The sequence below is a fragment of the Bradyrhizobium sp. 1 genome (assembly GCF_023073315.1).
In the GTDB taxonomy this organism is placed as follows: domain Bacteria; phylum Pseudomonadota; class Alphaproteobacteria; order Rhizobiales; family Xanthobacteraceae; genus Bradyrhizobium.
In genome coordinates, this window is the sequence record NZ_JADPJH010000010.1 from 16,697 (window position 1) to 40,200 (window position 23,504).

Here is a 23,504-nt window from a genome sequence, read left to right on the forward strand (position 1 = left end):
GATACCATGGCTTTTGCACGCGGCGAGAACGCCGACATCTACTACGAAGTTCACGGACGCGGCACGCCGATCATGCTCTCGGCCGGCATGGGCGGCAGCGGCTCGTTCTGGGCGCCGCAGCTCGATGCGCTCGCGCAGCGCCATCAAGTCATCCTCTACGATCACGTCGGCACCGGCCGCAGCGCAGCCGGTAGCCGCAGCATCGCCGGCATGGCCGACGACATCGCTGGCGTGCTCGACCATGCCGGCATCGACGCCGCCCATGTGGTTGGCCACGCCATCGGCGGCATCGTCGGCATCGAGCTGGCGCTGCGTCATCCAAAGCGCCTGCGCAGCCTTGCTGTCGTCAACGGCTGGGGCCGCGCCGATCCGTTCCTGCGGCGCTGCTTCGAAATCCGCAAGGCACTGCTCAATCAATCCGGTCCCCAGGCCTATGTGCGGGCGCAGCCGCTATTCCTTTACCCGCCGCAATGGATCTCCGAGAACATCGCGCATCTCGACGAAGAGGAAGAGAGAATCCTGAAGCACTTCCCCTCCGTCGCGACCATGAACCAGCGCATCGACATGTTTCTGGCGTTCGAGGGCGGCAGGCGCCTCGCTGAAATTAACGTGCCGACGCTGATGTCTTCCGCCAGGGACGACGCGCTGGTGCCGGCTTATCTCACCCGCGAGCTCGCCGCCGCGATTCCGGGTGCGCGGGTGCACGAGGTCGATTGGGGCGCGCACGCCTTCAGCGTGGTCACGCCAAAAATCTTCAACGACACGCTGCTCGACTTCTGCAGGGAGGTGGACCGATGAATGCGCTCGCGCAGAACCTCACCGAGACCGCGCCAATCGTGCTGCGCGCGGAAAATGTCGGCGTCACCTTCGATGGGACGGGGCGGCCAGTCGAGGCGATCCGCAAAGTGGATTTCGAGCTGCGACGCGGCGAGACGCTGGCGATCGTCGGCCCCTCCGGCTGCGGCAAGTCCACGCTGTTCAACGCCATTGCCGGCCTGCTGCGGCCAACCCGTGGCCATGTCGAAGTCGGCGGCAAGCGCGTCGACGATGCCGCCGGCCATGTCGGCTACATGCTGCAAAAGGACCTGCTGCTGCCGTGGCGCAGCGTGCTCGACAACGTCATGCTCGGGCTGGAGATCCGGAAAGTCCCGAAGCCGCGTGCGCGCGAGATCGCGCTGGAGCTGATCCGGACTTACGGCCTCTCAGGCTTCGAGCATGCCAAGCCTGCGGCGCTCTCCGGCGGCATGCGCCAGCGCGTCGCCATCATGCGCACGCTCGCCTTCGATCCCGAAGTGATCCTGCTCGACGAGCCGTTCTCGGCGCTCGATTTCCAGACCCGCCTGCTGATGCAGGCCGACGTCTCCCGCATCATCGCCGAGCGCGGCAAGAGCGCCATTCTCGTCACCCACGACATCGGCGAGGCCATCGCCATGGCCGATCGCGTGCTGGTGCTGAGCGCGCGTCCGGCCATGGTGCGCGCGTGGCACGTCATCGACCTGCCGCGCGCCGGCCGCGACCCCGCGGGTTTGCGGACCGATCCGCAGTTTCAGGACCATTTTGCGAAGATCTGGGCTGATCTGGAGAAGCCGGTGGGCGTGACATAACCGTCCACCAAAAGCATCAAAAATTTAAACAGATGCAATCGGCAGGTCACGTCATCAAGGTTTTTCTGAATCGCCCGATCTGGCCGGCGAAAAACGACATCGCGATTGGACAGGTTTTGGCAACCGCGACATAGTCGGGCTCGTGGTGATGAGCCAAGGGGAGCTGCCATGGACGTGCCTACCTCAGGGAACGAGACTCCAGGCACACCCGAGGCAGACAAACCACCCGAACATGCGCACTCGGCGACGCGCGTGCCTGCGATCATCGTCTGCGTTGTTGCGGCAATCGTCGTCGGGCTTTCGACCTTCTATCTGTTGCGACCGGAGCCGCTGCTCGTGCAGGGCGAGGTCGACGCAACGCGGCTCGACATCGCGGCGCGCGTCGATGGACGCGTCAAGGAAATACCGGCCGAACGTGGCCGGAACGTCGCCGCGAACGCCGTCCTCGTCCGGATCGACAATCCGGAGACAGTGGCGAAGCAGGAGCAAGTGAAGGCCGCAAAGACGGTCGCGGATGCCCAGCTCGCGAACATCATGGTTGGCACGCGAGTGGAGGTCGTCACGGCCCGCAAGGCAGAGATGGACCGCGCGCAGGCGGCTCTGGTCCTGGCGCAGAAGACCTTCGACCGCACCCATACCCTGGCCGAGCAGGGCAACGCACCGCAGGCCCGCCTCGACCAGGCCACCGATGCCCTGCACGAAACCGAGCGCGCGGTCGATCAGGCCAAATCCGCCCATGAGCAGGCGGTCAACGGCTACACTAGGGAAGAGCGGGCGATCGCCAAGGCCAATGTCGAGAAGGCCGAGGCCGATATCCAGAGCGTGCAATCGATCATCGATCAGCTTGTGGTCTACGCGCCCGTCGCTTCGCAGGTCTATCAGCGCAACGTCGAGCCGGGCGAATACGTCTCGCCGGGCGTGCCGCTCGTGACCCTGATCGATCTGGCCGACGTCTGGGTCCATTTCGATCTTCGTGAAGATCTCATCAAGAACCTGAAGGTCGGCGACCGCTTCGACGTTCGTATTCCTGCTCTCGGCGACCGCAGCGTCGCTGTCGAGGTCAAGCTCATCGCCACCAAGGGTGAGTATGCGAGCTGGCGGGCGACGCGCACGTCAGGCGATTTCGACTTGCGGACGTTTTCGATCCGCGCCTATCCGGTGCAGCCGGTGCCCGAGCTGCGACCGGGAATGAGCGCCTATCTCGACTGGCGATCACGGCAATGAGGCTCGGCGCCAAGCCCGGATTTTTTCTGGTCGCGCTGCGAGAGTGCCGCTGGCTGTTTCGCGATCGTGTGGCGCTGCTGCTGATCTTCGGCGTGCCACTGTTCGCATTCGCAGTGCTCACGACCGTCTTCAGTCATCCGGTCATCCGCGGGCTCGGCGTGACCGTCGTGGACGAAGACAAATCGGACGCATCGCGCGCCGTCGCCGAATATGTCGCGGCATCACCGAGCTTGCGGATAGCCGACCGCTCCGGCAACCTGTCGTCGGCAGTCCAGGACATCCGGTCGGGCCGGTCGATCTCGGCGATCTATATCCCGCCCGACTTCGAACGTGACCTCAAGGCGCAGCGCCGGCCGCAAATCGTCGGGTTCTATAACCAGCAATTTCTCACGGCGGCCGGCATCGCCTCCTCGGGCCTGAACGATGCGCTGTCCGCTGCGGCCAACGTCGCGGCCCCTGCGACGCGCGCCGCACCCGGGCCGGCGTCGACGGGAACGCTGACGGCGGAGACCATCGCGCTGGTCAATCCGCAGAAGAACTACGCACAATTCCTGCTGCGCGCGCTGCTGCCGACGATCATCCACGTCGTGATCACGCTGGCCGCGAGCTATTCGGTCGGCTCCGAATTCCGCCGCCGCGACGCGCGAGCCTGGCTGGAGAGCGCGGGAGGCGATCCGCTCGTCGCGCTGGCCGGCAAGCTTGCGCCACTGTTCTGCATCTTCGTCGTGATCATGCTGGCTGAACCGCTGGTCCTGGAGGGCGTGCTGGAGATTCCCTTCAAGGGTGATTTGCCATTGATGGTCGCGGCCGGCTCGCTCCTGATCATTGCGTATCTCTCGCTCGGCGCGCTGTTACAACTCCTCACTCGTGACCTCGCGTCGGGGCTCGGGCTTGCAGGCCTCATTGCATCTCCCGCGTTCGGCTATGCCGGCGTCGGCTTTCCGACCATCGGCATGAACGCTTTCGCCCAAGCCTGGGGCGCCATCCTGCCGCTGCGCTGGTACATGGCCGTTTTGCTGGGACAGGCGGCGCGGGGATTGCCCGTCTCTGCATCCGCCGTTCCCTTCGCCGCACTCGCCGCCCTGGCAATGCTGTTCGCAGGCCTCGCCTGGTGGCGGATGGCGAGCCTCAACCGCAGTGGATGGTTTGCGGCGGCGCGGCCTGACGAACCGACCGAGACGGCTTCCGCGCCGCGCGGCATCGGCGGCGCCTTCACCGCGGAATGGCGGCGCGTGCTTGGAATGAAGAGCGCCTTCAGTGTGATGTTCCTGGCGCCGCTGGTTTACGGCATCTATTATCCGCAACCCTATCTGAACCAGATCCTGCGCAAGCTTCCGATCGCGGTGGTTGACAATGATCTCAGCGAGCTCAGCCGGCGGATCGTCGAGAATCTGGATGCGAGCGGTGCGCTGAGTGTCGTGGTTCGCGCCCGCACCGTTGCGGAGGCGCGCACCGCCATCGATCAGGGCAAGGCCTTTGCGGCCGTCGAAATCCCGGCAGACACCGAGCGCGACGTGCTGAAGGGCATCAATGCACATCTCCCGATCTACGCAGATGCCACTTACCTGTTCATGTTCAGGTCGACGGCGAGCGGCGTCGCCACCGCGATCGGTGCGTTGACATCCGAGCTGGTTTCGCGCGGCGCGCGCTCGGACGGCAGTCTCGTCAAGGCAAAGCTCGCGAGCGCGAGCCCGGCCAACGTTCTGCTGCAACCGATCTTCAACCCGGTCGGCGGCTATGCCAGCTACATTGTGCCGGCGGCGTTCATGCTGATCCTCCAGCAGACGCTGCTGATTGGTGCTGCGATGTTGACCGGGACGGCGCTGGCATCATCAGGCGGCGCAGTCGCCGGCGTGCTTGGACGCGGTGTCGCTCATTTGACGATCTATCTCCCGGTGCTTGCGCTCTATCTCATCGTGCTGCCGCGCATCTATGGTTTCTCGACCCTCGGCCATCTGCCGCAGATTTTCGCGCTCGCGACCATCTTCCTGCTGGCGACAAGTTTCATGGGGCAAGCCGTCGGGGCCTGGTTCACGCGGCCGGAGAACGCGACACTCCTCCTGTTGGCAACGAGCCTGCCGCAGTTCTTCACCGCGGGCTTCGCGTGGCCGCGCGAGGCGATTCCCGAGGCTGCCCGTGCGCTGGGGCAGCTATTCCCCGCCGATCACGCCATCGACGGCCTCGTCCGCATCAACCAGCTCGGCGCCGGCATTTGGGAAGTCGCCCACGACTGGCTCGGCCTGTGGTGCCTGGCGATCGGCTATTTCGCGCTCGCGGTGATCTCGGCATTTGCGACCAGGAGAGGACAGAGACATGGCTAGGCGTGCCGCCATCATCGGGGTTGCGCTCGTGCTCGTCGCTGGCGCCGTGGTCGCCACGGCGCGTCGTCCGGCGGCGCCGCCGGCCATCGTCGGCGTCGTGCGCGCGACTGAGGTGAGGGTCGAGCCGGAGGTGAATGGCCAGCTCGTGTCGATTGCGGTCGCAAAAGGCGCCCATGTGAAGGCTGGCGACGTCCTGGCAAAACTGTCGGCGGTGGAATTGACGGCGCAAGCCGATCAGGCGCGAGCCGCGCTGGCCGCGACCATTGCAACCCGCAACAATGTCTATGCCGGCGTTCGCCGGGAGCAGGTCGACGTTCTCAACGCTGCGATTTCCAAGGCCGGCGCGCGCCTGGAATATGTCCAGGCCCAGCTCACGCGGACCAGCACGCTGGCTCGCCAGAGCTTTGAATCACAGCAGGCGCTCGACCAGGCAGAAAACGACGTCGCAGCCGCGCAGGCTGATCTGGCGCAAGCCCAGGCCAATTACGATGCCGCAGTCGCAGGCCCGACCCGGGAAGAGCGCGCCATCGCCGATGCGCAGGTACAGGCCGCCGCCACCGCGGTCACGGTGCTGGAGCGGCGCCTCGACAAGATGATCCTGCGAGCTCCGGCCGACGGCGTGGTCAGCGTCGTCGCCGCCGAGATCGGCGAGAACGTTCGCGCCGGCCAGCCGATCCTGATGGTCGAGGCGGCAGGCCAACAATGGCTCTCGTTCAACGTCCGCGAAGACCATCTCGGCGCGCTCGCGATGGGAAAGACGGTGAACGTGCTGCGGAACGGTGGCGCAGCCGCCGTCAAATCCGTCATCACCGAACTGCGGCCGATCGGCATTTTCGCAACCTGGCAGGCCGAGCGTGTGGTCGGCGACCATGATCGCAACACGCTTCGCCTGCGTCTCGATGAAGACGGCCAGCAGAAAAACCTCGAGCCCGGCACGACGGTCTGGATCGAGTAGCTGCCTGCGCATCGTTTAATTCGCCTTGATGCCGGCCTCGCTGATGAGCTTGCCCCATTTCGTGCTTTCGCTCTGAATGAAGCGGCCGAACTGTTCGGGTGACGTGGGCGCAGGCTCGGCGCCGAGCGTCCTGATCTTCTCTGCCACCGACGGATCCTTCAGCGCCTTCGTGAAGGCCTCGTTCAGCCTGCCGATGACATCCGCCGACGTGCCGGAGGGAGCAACGAGCCCGAACCAGCCCACCGATTCGAAACCCGCGATGCCACTCTCGGCAAGGGTCGGCACATCGGGCAGGGACGGAAGACGCCGCGCCGAGGAAACGCCGATCGCGTTAAGCTTGCCTTCGAGGATCAATTGCCGCGACGCCGGAATATCCAGCACCGCAAACGGGACATGGCCCGCGAGGACATCGACCGTCGCCGGTGCGGTCCCGCGATAGGGAACCAGCTCCATCGCGATCCCGGTCTTCTGCGTGAACAGCGCGGCCGTCAGATGCATCGCAGTCGAATTGCCGCCATGCCCGATCGACAGCGCGCCCGGCTTTGCCTTGGCGAGCGCGATCGTCTCGGCCGCATTGTGCGCAGGAATATCCGTCGAGGCGACGAGCACGAAAGGAATTTCCGCAAGCAGCGTGATCGGCGTGAGATCCTTCGGATCGAACGGCATCGATGAATTGAGGTGCGGGTTCACCGTCAGCGCACCGGCGGGCGCGACGCCGAGCGTGTAGCCGTCGGGCTTGGCCTGCGCGACCGCAGCCATACCGATATTCCCACCAGCGCCTGCGCGGTTCTCGATCACCAGGCTCTGCTTGAGCTCGGCTGTGACCAGCGGCTCGAGCGCGCGGATGACGGTATCGGCGCTACCGCCGGGCGGAAACGTCACGATGATCTTGATCAATTGCTCCGGATAGGCCGCTTTGCCTGCCTCCAGCGGCAGCGCGGCGAAAGTCGCGGCCGTCAGCACGGCCAGAATGCGGCGCCTCGCAACGTGAAACAATTTTTCCTCCCTGGTTTTGTTATGAGTTGCTTACGCCGCCGCGCCGCTGAGACGCGCCAACAAGGCTTGCGGATGTTCCGGCGCGGCCTGCCCGCGCCAGGCGATGTGCTGATCGGGGCGCACCAGCACGAGCTTCTCGGCATAGGCACCATTCGCTTCGTCCGGCGCGATGTCGATCAGCGCCAGCGGAATGCGACTCGCCTCTGCAGCGGACTGCAATTGCGCCACATCGATCGCCGGATCGAACCGCAGCAGGTTGTAGCCTGTCCCAAATATGTCGTAGAGCGACCGACCGTCGCGCAAAAACAGGTGCGGCGCGCGGGCGCCCGGCACGGTGGAGGGCGTGAAGCTGCCCATTGCATAAGCCGGCGGGGTTTCGCCGTCATAGGCGATGATCGGCGAGGCGTCGTAGTAGTAGCCGAAGTTCAATCCGGCGCAGCAATATTGCTGCACGTTGAGATCATAGGCCGCTCTCGCAAGCGTTGCGCGCGCCGCGTGGCCGCGCGGCGTGTCGTCCTCGATCTCCGCGGACACGCCGCCGCGCTGCGCCATCATCTTCATCGCGTGGTCCATCGCAAAGCGCGACACCTGGTCGGTGATGGGCTGACGCTCCGCCTCATAGGCATCGAGGATCGCAGCCGGCGCCCAGCCGTTCAGATGCGCGGCCAATTGCCAGCAGAGATCGACGGCGTCGGCAATGCCCGCATTCATGCCGTAGCCGGCATAGGGCATCCACAGATGCGCGGCGTCGCCGCAGATGAAGACCCTGCGTTCGCGAAAGCGATCGGCCACGAGGCGACGCCCGACCCAGTCCTCCTTGCTGAGGATCTTGTATTCGAAGCGCTCGTCAACGCCCAAGATCGCACGGATCGACCAGTCGCGATCGACCGAGTCGAACTCCGGCTCATCGGGCTTGAGGTGATTGTGAATCAGCCAGCGGTCGTGACCGTCGATCGCAACCGTGGTGCCGGAGCGGCGCGGGTTGAGCGAGAGCACCATCCAGGCCGGCTTGTGCGCCCCCATCAACTCTTTCAGCTGTGGCGCTTCGATGAACGTCGATTGCACGCGCTGGATCACCGGCGTGCCGGACAGACTGGCGCCGATCGATTTGCGAACGAGCGAGCGACTGCCGTCGCATCCGATCACGTAGCTGGCTTCGATACGAAGCGTGTCTCCGCTGTCGAGGTTGCGCGCCAACGCGGACACATGATCGCCGTCCTGCTCGATATCGGTGATTTCCGTGCGCGCCAAAATGGTGATGCGCGGCTGGGCGGCGGCGTGGCTGAACAGGATCGGCTCGAGATAGACTTGGTTGATCCGGTGCGGCGGCTCCGGTGTCGGCCACCAAGTGTCGGGGCCGCCGGTGGCGCTGTAGCGACGCGCGCGGGAGGGAATGTCGATGCGGCAGAGCTCAATGCCGGTCGCCGTGGTCCGATAGGAGCAATCATTCGGGAAGTCCGCGGGCAGGCCGGCATCGCGCAGCTTTGCGGCGAGGCCGAGCCGGCGAAAGACTTCCATCGAGCGGGCCGAGACGTGATTGCATTTGACGCTGGGCGGATCGCCGGCATGGCGGATCTCCGCGACGACGACGTCGATCCCGCGCGAGGCAAGGTCCATGGCCGCGGTCAATCCCACGGGCCCGGCGCCCACGACCAGCACCTGTGTCCTCATGCTCTCTCCATCCCTGGCATCGCTGCGGATTCGTTGCCCGCGCAGCATGCATTTTAATGCAGGATCGCTTATGAGATAAGATGGAAAGAACTCATCAATTCATGAGCTTTACCTATGAATGTCACCTTGCGGCAATTGCAGGCCTTCACCGGCGTCTACCGGACGCGCAGCATCACACGGGCCGCGCGCGAGCTCGGGATCACGCAATCGGCGGCGAGCCTGTTGATCCAGCAGCTCGAGGTCCAGCTCGGCGTCAAGCTTTTCGACCGCTCCACGCGCTCGGTGCAGCCGACGCTGGCCGCCGACGAGGCGTTCCGAGCCGCCGAACGGATGCTGGGCGATGCACAGGGATTGTCACGGCGCATGCACGACCTCGCGCAAGCGCGCGCCGGCCGCGTCGTGTTTCTGGCATCAGCCGGCGCCGCCTCGGCGCTGATGCCTCTCGTGCTCGCGAAATTCCGCGCGGCCCATCCCGGCATCGAGATCGACATGCGCGATGTTGCCGCCGACGATCTCGTTCCGCGCCTGGGCACGATCGATACCGAGTTCGCGATCGGCAGCGTGGAGGGTGAATTCGCGGAGATGACGGTGGAGACGCTGACCCGCGGACGCCTGAGCGCCATCGGCCGCCGCACCGCCGACTTCGCCGCGCGGCGTTCCCTGACATGGGACGAGCTCGCGCAGCAGCCGACCATCGCGATGCGCCGCGAGACGCGAATTCGCATGCAGATCGATCAGGCGCTCGGCGCGCAAGGCAAGCACCTCAATCCGACCTATGAAGTGACACTGATCAACACCGCCCTCGCCATGACGGCCCAGGGCCTCGGCCTCGCTATCCTCCCAGCAACGATGCTGCCGGCCGATCAGTTTCCAACGCTGATCGCGAGGCCTCTGGTGCGCCCCGCCATCACCAGGCCGGTATCGCTGCTGCAGCGGCAGGGTCGAACGCTATCGCCGGCGGCGCAGGCATTTGTGGCGACGGCGCGGGCGGTGCTGGCAGGGGCAGTCCGGGCGGACATCGGCAGAATAAAGCTGCTTCTGGCAGAGTGAACAGCAACGCTACTCCGCCAGATTGTGCTGCTGCCAGCGCAGCAGATAGGCCTGCAATCGCCAGATCAACGCGGATAACGCAACGCCGACCAGCATCAGCACGATGACGGCGACCATCATTCCCGATGCCTCCGCTCGCGCCTCGGACTCGATGATCAGGCGACCGATCCCTCGTTCCGCGCCGATGAACTCGCCGACGATCACCCCGATCAAGGCAAATGAAATTGCAGGTGTCAGCGAGGCGAAGACCCAGGCCATGGTCGAGGGGATGACCACCGTGCGGGTGATCTGCCACTCGCTGGCGCCGAGCAGCCGCGCCGCGTTGACAAAGCCCTCGTCGATCGAGCGCGCCCCTTCGAACGTATTGAAGAACACGAGGAAGACGACCACGATCCACGACGTGACGATCTTCGAAGTATCTCCGATGCCGAAAGCCAGTACGATGATCGGCGCCAGCGCGATGCGGGGGATCGAATTCACCGCCGTGATGAACGGCTGGAAAATCGCACTCAGCCGGTCCGAACGGCCGAGCACGAGGCCCGCGGCAAAACCGCTGCTGACGCCGGTCACGAAGCCGAAGAAGGTGTTCTTCAGGGTGACGGCTGTCGCGATCCAGAGATTGTTCTCGGATCGCGCCATGCAGCGGGCGAATTCGCCGTTGAACCAGCCGTTGAACATTCCGAGCTTGGACTTGAGGCAGCTCAGGATCAGGAAATGCTCGAAGATGTCCGAAGGTTTTGACACGAAATAGGGGTCGAGCAGATCCGGCACCAGCCATGGCAGACGGCCGTGCAGATCGTATCCCCACTGCCAGATCGACAGGAAGCAGACGCAGATCCACGCCTGCCATGCCAATGTTCTGCCGGGCTGACGCGCTCGCCTCATGTACTGCGGCCCTTGATGAATTCTTCGCCGAGCGAGTGCCAGATCAGCTGAAACAGCTCGGCATAACGCGGCGTCTCCCGGATCTTCACGGCGTTTCGCGGGCGGGCAAAATCCACCTCGAAGATGTCCTTGATCCGGCCGGGCCGCGCCGAGAACAGAATGATGCGGTCCGCCAGCGTCAGGGCCTCGCCGAGATCATGGGTCACGAACAACACGGTCTGCTGCTCGCGTTCCCAGATGCGAAGCAGCACATCGTGCATGTCGATCTTGGTGTGGGTGTCGAGCGCGCCGAACGGCTCGTCCATCAGCAGGACCTGCGGTTCGACGACCAGAGTTCGCATCAGGGCGGCGCGCTGGCGCATGCCGCCCGACAATGCGGAAGGGTAGGCATTTTCGAAGCCGTCCAGCCCGGCTTGCGTCAGGCAGGCACGGACACGATCCTTTCGCTCCGCCACCGGCACACCCGCCAGCTCAAGGCCGTAGCCGATATTGTCGGCGACGGTGCGCCAGGGAAACAGGGTATCGCGCTGGAACACATAGCCGACGTCAGGCGACGCCTGTCCTGCTACAATGGGCGTTCCGTCAATCAGGATCTGACCGCTGGTCGGCTTGATCAGTGTCGCGATCATGTTGAGGACGGTGCTCTTGCCCGAACCGGAGGGCCCCAGCAGCGCGACGAATTCGCCGCGCCGGACCTTGAAGGAGACGTCGCGCACCGCTTCGATGGCCGTCCCCGCCAGTTGGAAGGTCTTGCACAATCCGCGCACGTCGATGCGCTGCATCTCGGGCGATGCAACGGGCCGCGACGCGTGCAGGGCCTGCATTGTCAAGCCGGATAGGCCTTGCGTGCCGCTTCGATGAAGCTGGTGTTGACAACGTCGGCCATCGCGAGCGGCTTGATGCCGGTCATTTCACGAAACCAGACCTTCTGTCCGCGCGCGAAGCTCTCCGCATCGATGATGCAGTCGTAATCGGTGACCTTCTTCATGATCGCGATATCAAAGATGTTCGCATCGCGCGACGTGCTCCCGACATAAGGCTCGATCGCATCGTAGATCTCTTCGGGAGAGTGCCCCTTGATCCACTGGGTCGCGCGCCAAAGCGCCGTGACGAACGCCTGCATCTTCTGCGGGTCTTTGTCGATGGTCGATTGCAGGGTGAAATGAGACGTCACCGGGACCTTGCCGCCGATGTACTTGGCCCAGACGGTCTCGTCCGTTCCGTCGAACAACAGCGCGCCCCAGCCCTGCTCGATCGAATCCTTCAGGATCGACGGCGAGTTGATGAGAACATCGACCTGTTTCGTTTTCAACGTGCCCATCATGGTGTCGACATTACCGGTGCCGATCCAGGTCACCTTGTCGTCCAAGCCCATGGTTTCCATGTAATAGGAGGCCCAGACGTGGTTGGTGCCGCCCAGCGACGACACCGACACGATCGGCTTGCGTCCGTCGGGCCGTTTCCACTTCGCCAGCGCCTCCAGGGTGGTGATGCCCTGATCGAACAGGTCCTTGCGGATGATGAAGATCGCGGCGTTGCTGCGGGTATCGACCGGCATCAGGACGCGCGCACTGCGGCCATGGTTGCTGAGCTGCATCGGGTGGGTGATATCGCCGATGCCGATGTCGCCCTGGGACGAGGCGATGATCTCGCGCGTCTTCACGCCGCTGCCACCCTGGATCAGCTTGCAATCGAGGCCGGCCTCCTTGAAGAACCCGGCCCGGTCGGCGACGAATTGAGACTGATAGACCGGAATGGCGACCGGATAGATCACGCGGCCCGACGGGGTATCCGCCCATACCCGTCCTGCCGCCATCGACGCACCGGCACCGGCGACAATCGTCAGCGCGGCCCGTCTGGTGACCCCTGTCCTCATCACGCGTGCTCCCTCTCCCTGCCGACGACTTTATCGAGCGCGTTCAGCACCGCATCGCCCATCTCTTGGGTCGAAAGTCTTTTTGCGCCGGGTTCGGCGATATCGGCCGTTCTTGCGCCGGCGGCGAGCGCCGTATCCACGGCCTTCTCCAGCAGCGTCGCATCATCGGGCCGATTGAGGGTGATGCGCAACATCATTGCGACGCTGAGGATCGAGCCGAGCGGGTTGGCAATGCCCTTGCCTGCGATGTCAGGTGCGCTGCCGTGAACCGGTTCATAGAGCGCCTTGCGGCGTCCCAGCCGGTCCGGCGGGCCGAGCGAGACCGACGGCAGCATGCCGAGCGAGCCCGACGCCATCGCGGCGCAATCGGAGAGAATGTCGCCGAAAATATTGCAGGTCACCATGACGTCGAACTGCGACGGCGCCCGCACGATCTGCATGGCGGCGTTGTCGACATAGAGGTGCGTCAGCTCGACATCGGAAAATTCCGCTTCGTGCAGCGCGATGACCTCCTCGCGCCACAACACGCTGGTTTCCAGCACATTGGCCTTGTCGACCGAGCAGACCCGGCCCTTGCGCGTCCGCGCCAGCTCGAACGCGGTGCGCGCCACCCGCCGGATCTGGCTGGTGGTGTATTGCTGGGTGTTGAAGCCGCGGCGCTGGCCGTCGGGCAGCGTTTCGATGCCGCGCGGCTCGCCGAAATAGATGCCGCTGGTGAGCTCGCGGATGATGATGAAGTCGACGTCTTTCAGCACCGAGGCCTTGAGCGGCGCGGAATCCGCCAGCGCCGGATTGGCGACGATGGGCCGGAGATTGGCATAGAGATCGTATTTGCTGCGCAGCGACAGCAGGCTTCCCGCCTTGCGCGCTGCCGGAGGCACCTCCTTGGTTTCCGGGCCGCCGGTCGCGCCCCAGAGAATGGCGTCGGCCTCCTCCATCGCCGCGACGGTGTCATCGGGCAACACCTTGCCGGTCGCGAGATAGGGGATGAGGCCGTATTGCGCTTCGCGCAGAACCATTGGTGCGCCGCGCCGGTCCGAAAACCATTTGAGAATGCGATGGGACTGGTCGGTCACCTCTGGACCGATGCCTTCACCACCGACCACAGCCACCTTGATCGTGTTCGAGAGCGTGTTCATGCCTGATGTGTCCTGACGATTATCTTGCCCATTATCCTGCAAAGTGAATCCACGGCCGCGCGGTGCGGTCGGAGGCCTGGAATGCGCGGATCTCGTGGTCGCGCCGCAGCGTCAACGAAATCTCATCTAAGCCTTCGAGCAGACCCGCACGCCGGCGCGGATCGATCTCGAAAGTGTGCCGCACGCCCGATGGCGAGGTGACCGTCTGCTCCTGCAGATCGACATTGACGCTGCCTGCGCCCTGGCTCGCCTCGATCTCCGCGGCGAGGCTGTCGATGACGGCTTTGTCCAGCACCACCGGCAAAATGCCGTTCTGGAAGCAGTTGGCGAAGAAGATGTCGCCGAAGCCGGACCCGATGATGGCGCGGATGCCCATTTCCTGGAGCGCCCACACCGCCGCCTCGCGCGACGAGCCGCAGCCGAAATTCGGACCCGTGACCAGGATTTCCGCGGCGCGATAAGGCTCGCGATTGAGGATGAACGCGGGATTGTCCGAACCGTCGGGCAAATAGCGCAGCGATCCGAACGCCCATTTGCCGAGATGGCCGCGGACGGAATTTCCGATCATGCGGTTGATGCTGATGATGACATCGGTGTCGACATTGACGCGCATGATCGGCGCGGCGGTCGCGGTCAGCTTGGTGAAGGCTTGCGCCATCTAGCGCTCCATGGTTCGGACGTCGGCGATGGCACCGGACACCGCCGCTGCGACGGCCATGGCCGGGCTTGCCAGATGGGTGCGGGCACGCGGCCCCTGCCGGCCGATGAAATTCCGGTTTGACGTCGAGACCGAGCGCTGGCCGGGCGGCACGGTTTCGCCGTTGGCGGCAAGGCACATCGAGCATCCGGGCTCGCGCCATTCGAAGCCCGCGTCGATGAAGATCTTGTCGAGCCCTTCGGCGATCGCGTCGCGCTTGACGGTCTCCGAGCCCGGCACGACCCAGGCCCGCACGCCCGGCGCAACCTTGCGGCCACGCGCGACCTCGGCCGCGGCGCGCAGGTCGCTGAGGCGGCTGTTGGTGCAGGAACCGATGAAGACCCAATCCACCTTCGTGCCGGCGATCGGCGCACCCGGCTTCAGGCCCATATAGTCGAGCGCGATCTCGATGGCGCCGCGGCGCGCGGGATCGGCGATATCAGCGGGATCGGGAATGCGGCCGTCGACACCAAGGACATGTTCGGGGCTGGTACCCCAAGTGATCTGGGGAATGATCGTGCTGACATCGATCGACACCTCGCGATCGAACATTGCATCGCTGTCGCTCCGCAGCTGCCGCCACGCCGCGACGGCACGCTCCCACATCTCGCCTTGCGGCGCGTAGGGACGGCCGCGGATATACGCGAACGTCGTGTCGTCAGGCGCGATCAGGCCCATCTTGGCGCCGAGCTCGACCGACAGATTGCAGATGGTGAGCCGCCCTTCGATCGGCATGTCCCTGATCGCACTGCCGGCGTATTCGACGGCATAGCCGGTGCCACCGGCGGCGCCGACATGGCCGATCAAGGCGAGGATGAGATCTTTTGCCGTTACGCCGAACGGCAGCTTGCCGTCGAAGGTCACGCGCATGGTTTTCGGCCGGCGCTGGATGATGGTCTGGGTCGCCAGCACGTGCGTGAGCTCGCTGGAGCCGATGCCGAAGGCGAGAGCGCCGAGCCCGCCATGGGTGCAGGTATGGCTGTCGCCGCAGACGATCAGGCAGCCGGGCAGGCTGAGACCAAGCTCCGGACCGATGACATGGACGATGCCCTGCCCCGGCTGGTCGAGGTCGAACAGCCGGATGTTGCTGGCCGATGTCTCGGTCCGCAGCGCCGCCAGCAGCTCCCAGCCGGTCTTGATGGTGCCGGCACGCCCCGCCGCGGTCGAAATCGCATGATCCGGCGTCGCAAAGGTCAGTTCGGGATTGTGGACCGGAAGGTCGCGGCCTTTGAGGTCGATCAGGCCGCGGGAGCCGCCGAGGTCGTGCAGCAGATGGCGATCCACATGCAGCAGATCGGTGTCGTCGCTGAGCTGAGCGACGACATGCTGGTCCCAGATTTTGGCCAGCAACGTGCGACCACGCGTGTCCACGATCCGTCCTCCCCTGTTCGGCATCTGATGTGCCGTGTTGCCGCCGATCATGCCGACCGGCAGCAGTGTTGGGAAGCAGGATAGAAGTCCGTCGCGGAAATGTGCAGTGACGGTTTGGCAGCCGGCCATCGCGGCTGGCGATGGCAGGCCGTCCGCGCGATGTCAGCCCCGGCTGCGCATGACCGTCAGCCGGTCGGAGACGCTGCTCGCGGTGAGCCCCGCATCATCATGGGTTCGCAAATGGTCCACCAGCAGCTTCGTCACCGGCGGCAGCGACTTGTAATCGCGCACGCCCATGACCAGCTCGCGCCGCGCCCAGGACTCATCGAGCGGGACGGTGACGAGGCTGTCGACGCCGTAGCGGCCGCGAACGATCTCCAGCGGCACGATGCCGACGCCCATCCTGGCGTCGATGACGCGGAACAGCGCATCGAAACTGCTGACGCGGATGCGCACCTTCATGTGCTGCCCGAGAGAAGCGGCGGCCCTGACACATAGCGTCTCGATCGAGCTGCCTTTCTCGAGGCTGACGAAGTCGAAATCGACCAGCTCGCGAAAGCGAACGCTGCTGCGGCCCGCCAGCGGGTGGTCGCGCGTGACCAGTGCGACCAGGCTGTCGCTGCGATAGGACAGCAGCTCCAGATCCTGCCCGTCGATGTTGCCGCCGAAGATGCCGATGTCGGCGCGGTTCTCCATCACCGCGCGCACGATCGCGGGGCTCAAATCCTCCTCGATGTCGATATGGACCAGCGGATGCCGCTCCAGGAACAGGCTGAGCTCGTCTGCGAGGGCTTCGAGGATCGCGGATTTGTTGGCGCAGACCCGGATCAGCCCGCGCTTGCCCTGCCGGTATCCCGTCAGTTCGGTCTCGAGCTTGCTCAAATTTCCCAGAATGATGCGCGCGTGCTCGAGCAGCGCAAAGCCGGCAGGTGTCGGCTCGATCCCTTTGGAATGACGATGCAGGAGCTCGACCTTGAAGAGGTCCTCGATATCCGAGATACGGCGGCTGACCGCGGACGCGGCGATGTTCTTCTTCTCCGCCGCCTTCGCGATACTCTGCTCCTCGACGATCGCCACGAACAGCTGCAGCGTCAGGAGATCGATTTTTGCCGTCATCGGGAAGGTCCTTGGGCGGGGTCGTGACGAGGAGGCAGTATAGCTTCTTTCAGGCGTAGCCGGCGGCCGATGGCTCAGTCCCGCGAGCGACTTCCATGGCCGGTCAAACAAAAATGTCGAAAACAACCCCATGCACAGTAGCTGGCAGATGCAAAATCAATGACTTACGCGAGGCAGAGTGCGCGGAGTGATCGTAGATCTGCGTCGGCGCTGGAGCGCGTTGTTGCCGACAACTGCATTCCAGACACGCTTCGGCGGTCGGCCGCGATCCCCAGCATCGATCGACTTCGGATAAACGAAATTGCCGATTGACTCGTCGGGCAAAACAGGAGCATGATGTCATCATTGCAGGAGGTCCGATAAGCGGGTTTTGGGTGGCCTCTCGAAGGTGACCGAGTTGCACGGTCGACGCCTGTTCGGACTTTTGCTTACCTCGACGTCCGCCGCCAGACAGGGTTTATTCACTGTCGCGTAACACAATTTCGAATAGTGTGATGGCGACGTGTCTGGTCTTAGCTATCTAGACTCTCGCCACAATCATCAACCGCAACGTGTGACACTCTTCAAGCCTCCCCGTAAGCCGCGTGAAGATGCTGGTGAAGCGCTTCAATGCCGGGGAATTCGTCACGTCCACGAAGATTACCAAGATCACACGCAAGACAAATGCCTATGTCCCTTTGAGACATATAATTTGCATGGATCAGAGCTTCACGTATTTGATCACCGGCCTCGGAATACTCGCGCTCGTCTGGGTCGTAGCTCTTGAGCAGAAACTCTTGATAACATCTTTCAATAACCGGTTTCGAATGCGCTTGGATCTCGTTCACGACGCGGAGGCTTTCCGCGATCTTGATGTTTACCGCGGCTTGGGTGCTGAAATAGATGTTGCCATTTGGATGCGCAGAGTTGTTGCGATCATCCACCAGTTTGGCGTAGGTGCCAATCTTTCCATTGTCGCAGGCGATAAGCTTTAGAAAGCGCAACATCGTACGTTCTGGGACAATGCTGAACGCAAACGGCGAGGTAGCTTCAACCAAGGCTTTCTCGTCGCGGCCAAATCCAATAAGCCCTTTCTCGAAATCGCCCGGTTCAGTCTGCTTGATCTGCCATATATTGAAGTAAACGAAGCTCATCGTGAGCATATGATAAGCAAGGAAGGCGAACTGATATTTGCCGTTTGCGTAATTCATGTCGAAAGTATCCCAGAGGAACTCAATGTATTCTTGCTCCTTTGGTGTCTTGAACGAGAGCGGCAAATAATTAGAAAGTTCGGCTGCCTCCTCCATGACTTAAGCCTCCCCAGCGGCCGGCTCTTCCGCGCCCCAGACGCGGGATAAAGTCAGTAAGGTTTTTTTCTTGAATCGACCAATCAATGTTTTGTTGGCGGTCACCAGCTCTCGCTCCGCCTCAATGTCCGCTACGATAGCTTGCTGTATCGCGAGAGGCGGGAGCGGAATTCGTTGCTCTCGAACAAAGGAAAGATTCGCCATGCGAAATTTCCCTTCGCCTAATTTAAGGAATTCTGGATAAAGCCTCTGCGAGGCATAAAATAGGTAGGTGGGATCTAGCACCTGCAGAGATTTTGGATACAAGCCCGCAATATTCTGATTTGTCGTGGACTCAAATTTCAAGAGCCCCGTCTTTCCAATCGTAGCACCAACCAGCGCTATCAACGTAGTGTCTTTGGGAAAGAGTTTTGCGGCCGAATTGTCCAGCCCCTTTTTCGTGATAAATTCCTCCGCACTGACAACCTCGCCATCTTTGCAAACAGTCGAGCCCACCCACGGAATGGAGCCTTGCCAATAATCGGCCTCCGACCGACTCGGCGTTCCTCCCGACCTTATTTCGCAAACTTCACCAAGCTCGACCGTCGGCCAATCTGATTTCACCGAAATCTGGGGACGGTAATGATTAAGGACAGCAAGAGCGCCATCAATTACTTTCTGATAGCCATCGATCTCTTCCACTATCTCCCTTTGCACATCCAACGGTGGAACCGGGATTTTGTGCTCTTTGAGTTTTGAATAATGTCTTTGATAACCATCGCTCTCTAAGGGGCGGGCGCGAAGAACGTGGAAAAGGAAGCGCGGGTCGAGGATTTCCCTCGTTTGGAGAATCTTAATGCCGTCTGCTCCCTGCGCGAACGGCGTTTCAACCAGCTTGATTGCACACGTGTGGTCGCCAAAAATAACTAACGGTTTGCTCGGACGGACCAGAATTGATTCATCGTCAGTCCATCCCGCGATTGCGTCCTGCGATTGGTCTATAATTGGAAATCGTCCGGCAGCTCCAAAAGCGGTCTTCTGAACCTTGAATGGTGGAGTGATCGTCTCGACCAGTAGATCTATCGACATCCAGGGAAAAGCTGCTGATCTCTCGGCGTTCTCGCGATATCGTTCACCACTTAGATTGAAATCGCTATTTGCCGAGATCTTCTCTTTCGACACTATCAGGCCACAGGTCGGCTTGAGCTCCGTGATAGCTTGCTGCGATCTGAGCGCGTCAAGATAGGCACTAAGTTCGAGCTTGATTTGCGGAAGATCGCTTCCGCCGATGGCGCGACGCTGGGCACCGAGACCGAAGCCATCGTTCTCAACTTTGAAAAAAGCGATGGTATCGCATCGTCGGGCTACCGATTTGTCGAGAATCAGGATGCTGGTTTTCACTCCGGAATAGGGATTGAAACAGCCGGCTGGCAGTGAGACAACCGCAACCAGCGAATTCTCGACAAGCATTCGCCGCAACTCGGTGTAGGCAGTTTGGCTCTGAAAAATGACACCCTCGGGGACGATTATGCCAGCGCGCCCATTGGGCGTGAGATGCTCGGCAATATAATCTACAAATAGAACCTCACTGCGCTTGGCCTGAATGGAGAAGCGACGGTGAGGCTTGATTCCACCCTTCGGAGACATGAAGGGCGGGTTGGCGAGGATAACGTCGGCAAATTCGTTCCAGCGCTCTTCCGACGTGAGGGTGTCGTATTCGTAGATATGCGGATCGGTGAATCCGTGAAGATAAAGATTCGCCAGTGAAAGGCGCACCATGTCAGGTGAGATATCGTAGCCCTTGAAGTTGACGGCTAATTTTCCGCGCTCGTCTGGCGTGAGCAAGTCGCCACGGGATGCGGGAATCCTGGAGGAGTCTAGCGCCGCCTTGTCGGTTTCGTCGATCTTGTTCGAACCAACTGCATCGGCGGAGCTGTTCGTTTTCAGGATATGTTTGTAGGCTGAGATCAAAAAGCCAGCTGTACCACAGGCTGGATCGAGAATGCTCTCGCTCTTTTTCGGATCGAGTATTTCAACGATAAAATCAATGATGTGACGCGGCGTACGGAATTGCCCTGCGTCTCCCTGCGAACCTAGGACGGAGAGGAGGTATTCGAAGGCATCGCCAAGGCGTTCACTATGGTCGTAGATGAACTCGTCGATAATCTTTAAGAACGCCTTGAGCGTCTCGGGGTCGCGGTACGGCAGATAAGCATTCTTGAAGATGTCCCGGAACAGCGGTGGTATGCCGGGATTCTCCGGCATTTTGGCAATGCCTTCGGCATACAGACCGAGCATTTCGTGACCGCCAAGGCCAGCGCGCATCAGTTGGGCCCAGCCGTAACGAGCGAAATCTCCGGTAAAAAACTTGCGCTTGCCTCCAAGCTCCTCGGCCTCAGCGTCCATATCGTCCATGAACTTGTAGATGAGAGCGATAGTGATCTGTTCGACTTGGGATTTGGGATCCGGGACCTTGCCCACAAGGATGTCGCGCGCTGTGTCGATGCGCCGTTTGGTATCAGTGTCGAGCATTAGGATTCCTAGGTGACGAACTGGTTCAAGGAGACGTAGTCCTTGACGTATTCAGGGATGAGTTTCCGGTATTTCTCGGGTACGGCCTTAAATTCCCTCGTCGAGAAAATAGGGTTCGTGGCTAAATCAGTTAAGTGGCCAGACTCAATGATGTGACGAATCTGATCGCTCACAGCATAAGCCTTAAAATAGTTCTTGATGGCCGGAATAGCCTCGGCTTCTTCAGGCTTGTAGTCAGCCACAAACTTCGAGAACTCCTCCTCCAGAAGATCATCCTTGGATTTGAAACGCGGAATGAGACCAAAGATCTTTTCGAGGATTTCGCGGAGTGTGAGGCGCCGATCCACGCCGGCAGCTCTCCGTAGTTTCTCGATGGAATAGTATTCACTCGGCTTGTCGAAAATTTCCTCGTTGAGGTAATCGATAACGCGATCCCACTCACCAGCTTCGACGCTGGCCGCGACGAAGGCATTCTCACGCACAACATTCTCGAACTTGGCGTAAAATTCTCGATCAATCCTCATGCCACCGTGACCAATATCCTCCTCTTTGAGCGTAAGAAGAACGTCATCGTCGAGGTGCTCGTAGATAGCGCCCGTCGGGCCGCCACCCCCGGCTTCTCCGTCTCCTTCTTCGGTCCCAGATTTCGATTTTGGAAGCTTGATGACCTGGTCGTAGTCGAATTTGTCTTCGAAATATTCGCAGTTAGCGAAGAAGTCGAACAGCTTAAATCCCGATTTCTGCGGCTCCTTCACACTCTCCCTTATCGCCTCGTCAAAAAGCTGCTCCCGGAAGTCGTGCTTGCGGGTTCCGCGCCCCTTAATTTGAATGAACTCTGTTGGGGAGAAGATCGGACGAAAAAGGCCCAAATTGAGGATGTCCGGGCAATCATACCCGGTGGTCATCATGCCGACGGTAATGCAAGCGCGGGCCTTACTGGTTTTATAAGTAGGGATGAAATTCGCTGATCCGAGCAGATTATTGTTTGCGAAGTTGATAGTGTACTGCTGCGCGCCGTCAACATGCGACGTGACCTGAACAGCGAAGTCAGATTGATATTTGCCAGGGAATACACGGTCTACCATCCCGTTAAGAATTTGCGCGAGCTTGGCCGCGTGATTCTGGCTCACAGCAAAGATGATCGACTTACCAATCTCGCCGCTGACAGGATCGCGCAGAGCATTTTCGAGAAAGGCCTTGCAAAAAAGTTGATTGGTGGCAGGCGAGAAGAACCGCTTCTCAAATTCTCTTTGCTTGTATGTCTCCTTCTGGTCCTCCCCCTCCTCATCCTTAAACTCGACGACAAAGCCTCCGTCTGACAGAAGCTGAGTAGTTACCTCGCTACGCGCATCTACGACGGTCGGATTGACGAGATATCCATCTTTCACACCATCAAGGAGCGAATACCGGAAAGTGGGTTGGCCATCCTCGCAGCCAAAAGTTCGATAGGTATCGAGCAGGAGGCGGCGCTCAAACTCGCGAGGATCCCTGCTCGTAGATTTGTCTTTGACTAACTTCTTGAGATAGTCGCGTGGCGTCGCTGTAAGGCCAAGTTTGTAGCCTATGAAGTAATCGAATACGGCGCGGGCATTACCACCGATGGATCGGTGCGCTTCATCAGAGATGACGAGATCGAAATCAGTGGGCGAAAAGAGCTCGCGGTACTTGTTGTTAAAGAGGAGTGATTGGACGGTAGAGACAACGATCTCCGCGTGGCGCCAGTCGTCGCGGTTCTCCTTATAGATCACGCTCTTGTAGTCGTTCGCGAGAACCTTCCTGAAAGCCTTTAACGCTTGGTCTTCAAGCTCGAGCCGGTCTACCAGGAAGAGCACACGGCGCGCGTTGCCGGTCCGAAGAAAAAGCTTGATGATTGCAGCTGACGTAAGTGTTTTTCCCGTTCCAGTGGCCATCTCCAGAAGAAAGCGATCGCCGCCTTTCATCACCGTCTGCTGGATCGAAACTATGGCTCGCTTCTGGTACGGGCGAAGAAAGCGAAGCCCGTTCAACTCGATGTACCGCGGGCGCTCTACCTCGCTCTTCCAAGCGGCCTCAGAAACATAGTTGGGCCGCTGCGTAAGGACGACATAGTCGTCTCCGACTATTTCCTCGATTAGGCGTTTTGGGTCCGGCACGTTTTTCTGGTACCCGGCGACGGACGCTGGCGTCGGAAAACTCGTGATGATGTAAGGGTTGCCGCGTTCTAGATCCCAAAAATAGTGAAGGTTTCCGTTGGAAAGGATAACGAAGCGACAGTTTTGCGACTTCGCATATTTCCGCGCTTGCTCCTTGCCAACGAGTGGATTTTTATCTTCTGCCTTCGCTTCCAGGACGATGAACGGAAAGCCTTTCTCGTTGAGCAGCAGAAAATCAATGAAGCCTTTGGAAGCTTTCTCAAAATTCTCGCCAAGGTCGTCGAGCGCATGTTTTGTGAGTGCGACACTGGGTTCGAGCTGAATGTTGGCTGGCCCGTGCGAGTCAGTAAAAAAGCGCCACTGTGCTGCTTCGAGCAGCTTGTTTATCTTGATACGGGCAGTAGCCTCTTTCATTGCGATTTCTCGACAATCTGCGGTCGGACGACAACTCTTGGACGAGTCGGAGACCAATTGATCGTCTATAGATTTGGATAGCAAGGCCAACTGCTACTAATTGGACATAGACGAAGGTTGACCATAGACCAACGCCCCCCATCGCTCGGTGCAACGGCCAAACGGTTCACCAAAGTCTAATGGGACTGCCTTTTTGGGGATGCCGCTCAGAGGCAACCGTAAACGCAGATATGGAGGTTCTACGAAACCTAGTTCG

Annotated in this window: 18 protein-coding genes; 6 read left to right on the forward strand and 12 right to left on the reverse strand. The window is 61.1% G+C overall.

Annotation, left to right across the window (positions count from 1 at the left end; genetic code table 11):
* Positions 1-6 precede the first annotated feature (6 nt).
* From rutD to IVB29_RS02705, 5 genes are all read left to right on the forward strand, one after another.
* Entirely contained in the window at positions 7-798 is a 792-nt protein-coding gene (gene rutD / locus IVB29_RS02685) for a pyrimidine utilization protein D (RefSeq protein WP_247501853.1), read from the forward strand.
* The gene (locus IVB29_RS02690; RefSeq protein WP_247501854.1) at positions 795-1,604 is read left to right on the forward strand and encodes an ABC transporter ATP-binding protein; all 810 of its coding nucleotides are present in this window, start codon (positions 795-797) and stop codon (positions 1,602-1,604) included. The genes rutD and IVB29_RS02690 overlap by 4 nt, the downstream gene beginning before the upstream one ends.
* A 252-nt stretch (positions 1,605-1,856) precedes the next feature.
* Positions 1,857-2,828 carry an efflux RND transporter periplasmic adaptor subunit gene (locus IVB29_RS02695; protein WP_247501855.1) on the forward strand — a complete coding sequence of 324 codons (972 nt, stop codon included), beginning with the start codon at positions 1,857-1,859 and terminating at the stop codon, positions 2,826-2,828.
* Entirely contained in the window at positions 2,825-5,149 is a 2,325-nt protein-coding gene (locus IVB29_RS02700) for an ABC transporter permease (RefSeq protein WP_247501856.1), read from the forward strand. The genes IVB29_RS02695 and IVB29_RS02700 overlap by 4 nt, the downstream gene beginning before the upstream one ends.
* Positions 5,142-6,104: a biotin/lipoyl-binding protein gene (locus IVB29_RS02705; RefSeq protein ID WP_247501857.1), complete on the forward strand. Its 963-nt coding sequence runs from the start codon at positions 5,142-5,144 to the stop codon at positions 6,102-6,104. The genes IVB29_RS02700 and IVB29_RS02705 overlap by 8 nt, the downstream gene beginning before the upstream one ends.
* A gap of 15 nt (positions 6,105-6,119) precedes the next feature.
* Here IVB29_RS02705 and IVB29_RS02710 read toward each other — a convergent pair whose 3' ends face one another.
* Positions 6,120-7,100 carry a tripartite tricarboxylate transporter substrate binding protein gene (locus IVB29_RS02710; RefSeq protein WP_247501858.1) on the reverse strand — a complete coding sequence of 327 codons (981 nt, stop codon included), beginning with the start codon at positions 7,098-7,100 and terminating at the stop codon, positions 6,120-6,122.
* A 30-nt stretch (positions 7,101-7,130) separates the two neighbouring features.
* Positions 7,131-8,771 (reverse strand): FAD-dependent oxidoreductase, encoded by a 1,641-nt coding sequence (locus tag IVB29_RS02715; protein WP_247501859.1) that lies wholly within the window; start codon positions 8,769-8,771, stop codon positions 7,131-7,133.
* 114 nt (positions 8,772-8,885) lie between these two features.
* Between IVB29_RS02715 and IVB29_RS02720 the strand changes: the two genes are divergently transcribed.
* Complete coding sequence (locus IVB29_RS02720) at positions 8,886-9,821, forward strand: LysR family transcriptional regulator (RefSeq protein ID WP_247501860.1); 936 nt, start codon at positions 8,886-8,888, stop codon at positions 9,819-9,821.
* 9 nt (positions 9,822-9,830) lie between these two features.
* On the opposite strand, the gene IVB29_RS02725 is transcribed toward IVB29_RS02720, so the two are convergent.
* The 10 genes from IVB29_RS02725 to IVB29_RS02770 all read right to left on the reverse strand — a co-directional run bounded on the left by IVB29_RS02725 (position 9,831) and on the right by IVB29_RS02770 (position 23,248).
* A complete protein-coding gene (locus tag IVB29_RS02725) occupies positions 9,831-10,706 on the reverse strand; it encodes an ABC transporter permease (RefSeq protein ID WP_247501861.1) in 876 nt (291 codons plus the stop codon).
* Positions 10,703-11,530 (reverse strand): ABC transporter ATP-binding protein, encoded by an 828-nt coding sequence (locus IVB29_RS02730; RefSeq protein WP_247501862.1) that lies wholly within the window; start codon positions 11,528-11,530, stop codon positions 10,703-10,705. The genes IVB29_RS02725 and IVB29_RS02730 overlap by 4 nt, the downstream gene beginning before the upstream one ends.
* A gap of 2 nt (positions 11,531-11,532) precedes the next feature.
* Positions 11,533-12,582 carry an ABC transporter substrate-binding protein gene (locus IVB29_RS02735; protein ID WP_247501863.1) on the reverse strand — a complete coding sequence of 350 codons (1,050 nt, stop codon included), beginning with the start codon at positions 12,580-12,582 and terminating at the stop codon, positions 11,533-11,535.
* A complete protein-coding gene (leuB, locus tag IVB29_RS02740) occupies positions 12,582-13,721 on the reverse strand; it encodes a 3-isopropylmalate dehydrogenase (protein WP_247501864.1) in 1,140 nt (379 codons plus the stop codon). Before leuB ends, IVB29_RS02735 begins: the two co-directional genes overlap by 1 nt.
* Positions 13,722-13,752: 31 nt before the next feature.
* Entirely contained in the window at positions 13,753-14,379 is a 627-nt protein-coding gene (gene leuD / locus IVB29_RS02745; protein ID WP_247501865.1) for a 3-isopropylmalate dehydratase small subunit, read from the reverse strand.
* Positions 14,380-15,792 carry a 3-isopropylmalate dehydratase large subunit gene (gene leuC / locus IVB29_RS02750; protein WP_247502337.1) on the reverse strand — a complete coding sequence of 471 codons (1,413 nt, stop codon included), beginning with the start codon at positions 15,790-15,792 and terminating at the stop codon, positions 14,380-14,382.
* A gap of 159 nt (positions 15,793-15,951) precedes the next feature.
* Positions 15,952-16,905 carry a LysR family transcriptional regulator gene (locus IVB29_RS02755; RefSeq protein ID WP_247501866.1) on the reverse strand — a complete coding sequence of 318 codons (954 nt, stop codon included), beginning with the start codon at positions 16,903-16,905 and terminating at the stop codon, positions 15,952-15,954.
* Between the two features lie 563 nt (positions 16,906-17,468).
* Positions 17,469-18,191 carry a hypothetical protein gene (locus IVB29_RS02760; protein ID WP_247501867.1) on the reverse strand — a complete coding sequence of 241 codons (723 nt, stop codon included), beginning with the start codon at positions 18,189-18,191 and terminating at the stop codon, positions 17,469-17,471.
* Between the two features lie 3 nt (positions 18,192-18,194).
* Positions 18,195-20,702, reverse strand: a complete 2,508-nt coding sequence (locus IVB29_RS02765; protein WP_247501868.1) for an N-6 DNA methylase — start codon at positions 20,700-20,702, stop codon at positions 18,195-18,197.
* A gap of 8 nt (positions 20,703-20,710) precedes the next feature.
* The gene (locus IVB29_RS02770; RefSeq protein WP_247501869.1) at positions 20,711-23,248 is read right to left on the reverse strand and encodes a DEAD/DEAH box helicase family protein; all 2,538 of its coding nucleotides are present in this window, start codon (positions 23,246-23,248) and stop codon (positions 20,711-20,713) included.
* Positions 23,249-23,504 lie beyond the last annotated feature (256 nt).

Coding starts and splice junctions, on each gene's coding strand:
- IVB29_RS02770 (WP_247501869.1), bottom strand. CDS start 23,248: ATGAAAGAGGCTACTGCCCGTATCAAGATAAACAAGCTGCTCGAAGCA.
- IVB29_RS02715 (WP_247501859.1), bottom strand. CDS start 8,771: ATGAGGACACAGGTGCTGGTCGTGGGCGCCGGGCCCGTGGGATTGACC.
- IVB29_RS02725 (WP_247501861.1), bottom strand. CDS start 10,706: ATGAGGCGAGCGCGTCAGCCCGGCAGAACATTGGCATGGCAGGCGTGG.
- leuD (WP_247501865.1), bottom strand. CDS start 14,379: ATGGCGCAAGCCTTCACCAAGCTGACCGCGACCGCCGCGCCGATCATG.
- IVB29_RS02730 (WP_247501862.1), bottom strand. CDS start 11,530: ATGCAGGCCCTGCACGCGTCGCGGCCCGTTGCATCGCCCGAGATGCAG.
- leuB (WP_247501864.1), bottom strand. CDS start 13,721: ATGAACACGCTCTCGAACACGATCAAGGTGGCTGTGGTCGGTGGTGAA.
- IVB29_RS02700 (WP_247501856.1), top strand. CDS start 2,825: ATGAGGCTCGGCGCCAAGCCCGGATTTTTTCTGGTCGCGCTGCGAGAG.
- rutD (WP_247501853.1), top strand. CDS start 7: ATGGCTTTTGCACGCGGCGAGAACGCCGACATCTACTACGAAGTTCAC.
- IVB29_RS02705 (WP_247501857.1), top strand. CDS start 5,142: ATGGCTAGGCGTGCCGCCATCATCGGGGTTGCGCTCGTGCTCGTCGCT.
- IVB29_RS02690 (WP_247501854.1), top strand. CDS start 795: ATGAATGCGCTCGCGCAGAACCTCACCGAGACCGCGCCAATCGTGCTG.
- IVB29_RS02765 (WP_247501868.1), bottom strand. CDS start 20,702: ATGCTCGACACTGATACCAAACGGCGCATCGACACAGCGCGCGACATC.
- IVB29_RS02760 (WP_247501867.1), bottom strand. CDS start 18,191: ATGGAGGAGGCAGCCGAACTTTCTAATTATTTGCCGCTCTCGTTCAAG.
- IVB29_RS02735 (WP_247501863.1), bottom strand. CDS start 12,582: ATGAGGACAGGGGTCACCAGACGGGCCGCGCTGACGATTGTCGCCGGT.
- IVB29_RS02755 (WP_247501866.1), bottom strand. CDS start 16,905: ATGACGGCAAAAATCGATCTCCTGACGCTGCAGCTGTTCGTGGCGATC.
- IVB29_RS02720 (WP_247501860.1), top strand. CDS start 8,886: ATGAATGTCACCTTGCGGCAATTGCAGGCCTTCACCGGCGTCTACCGG.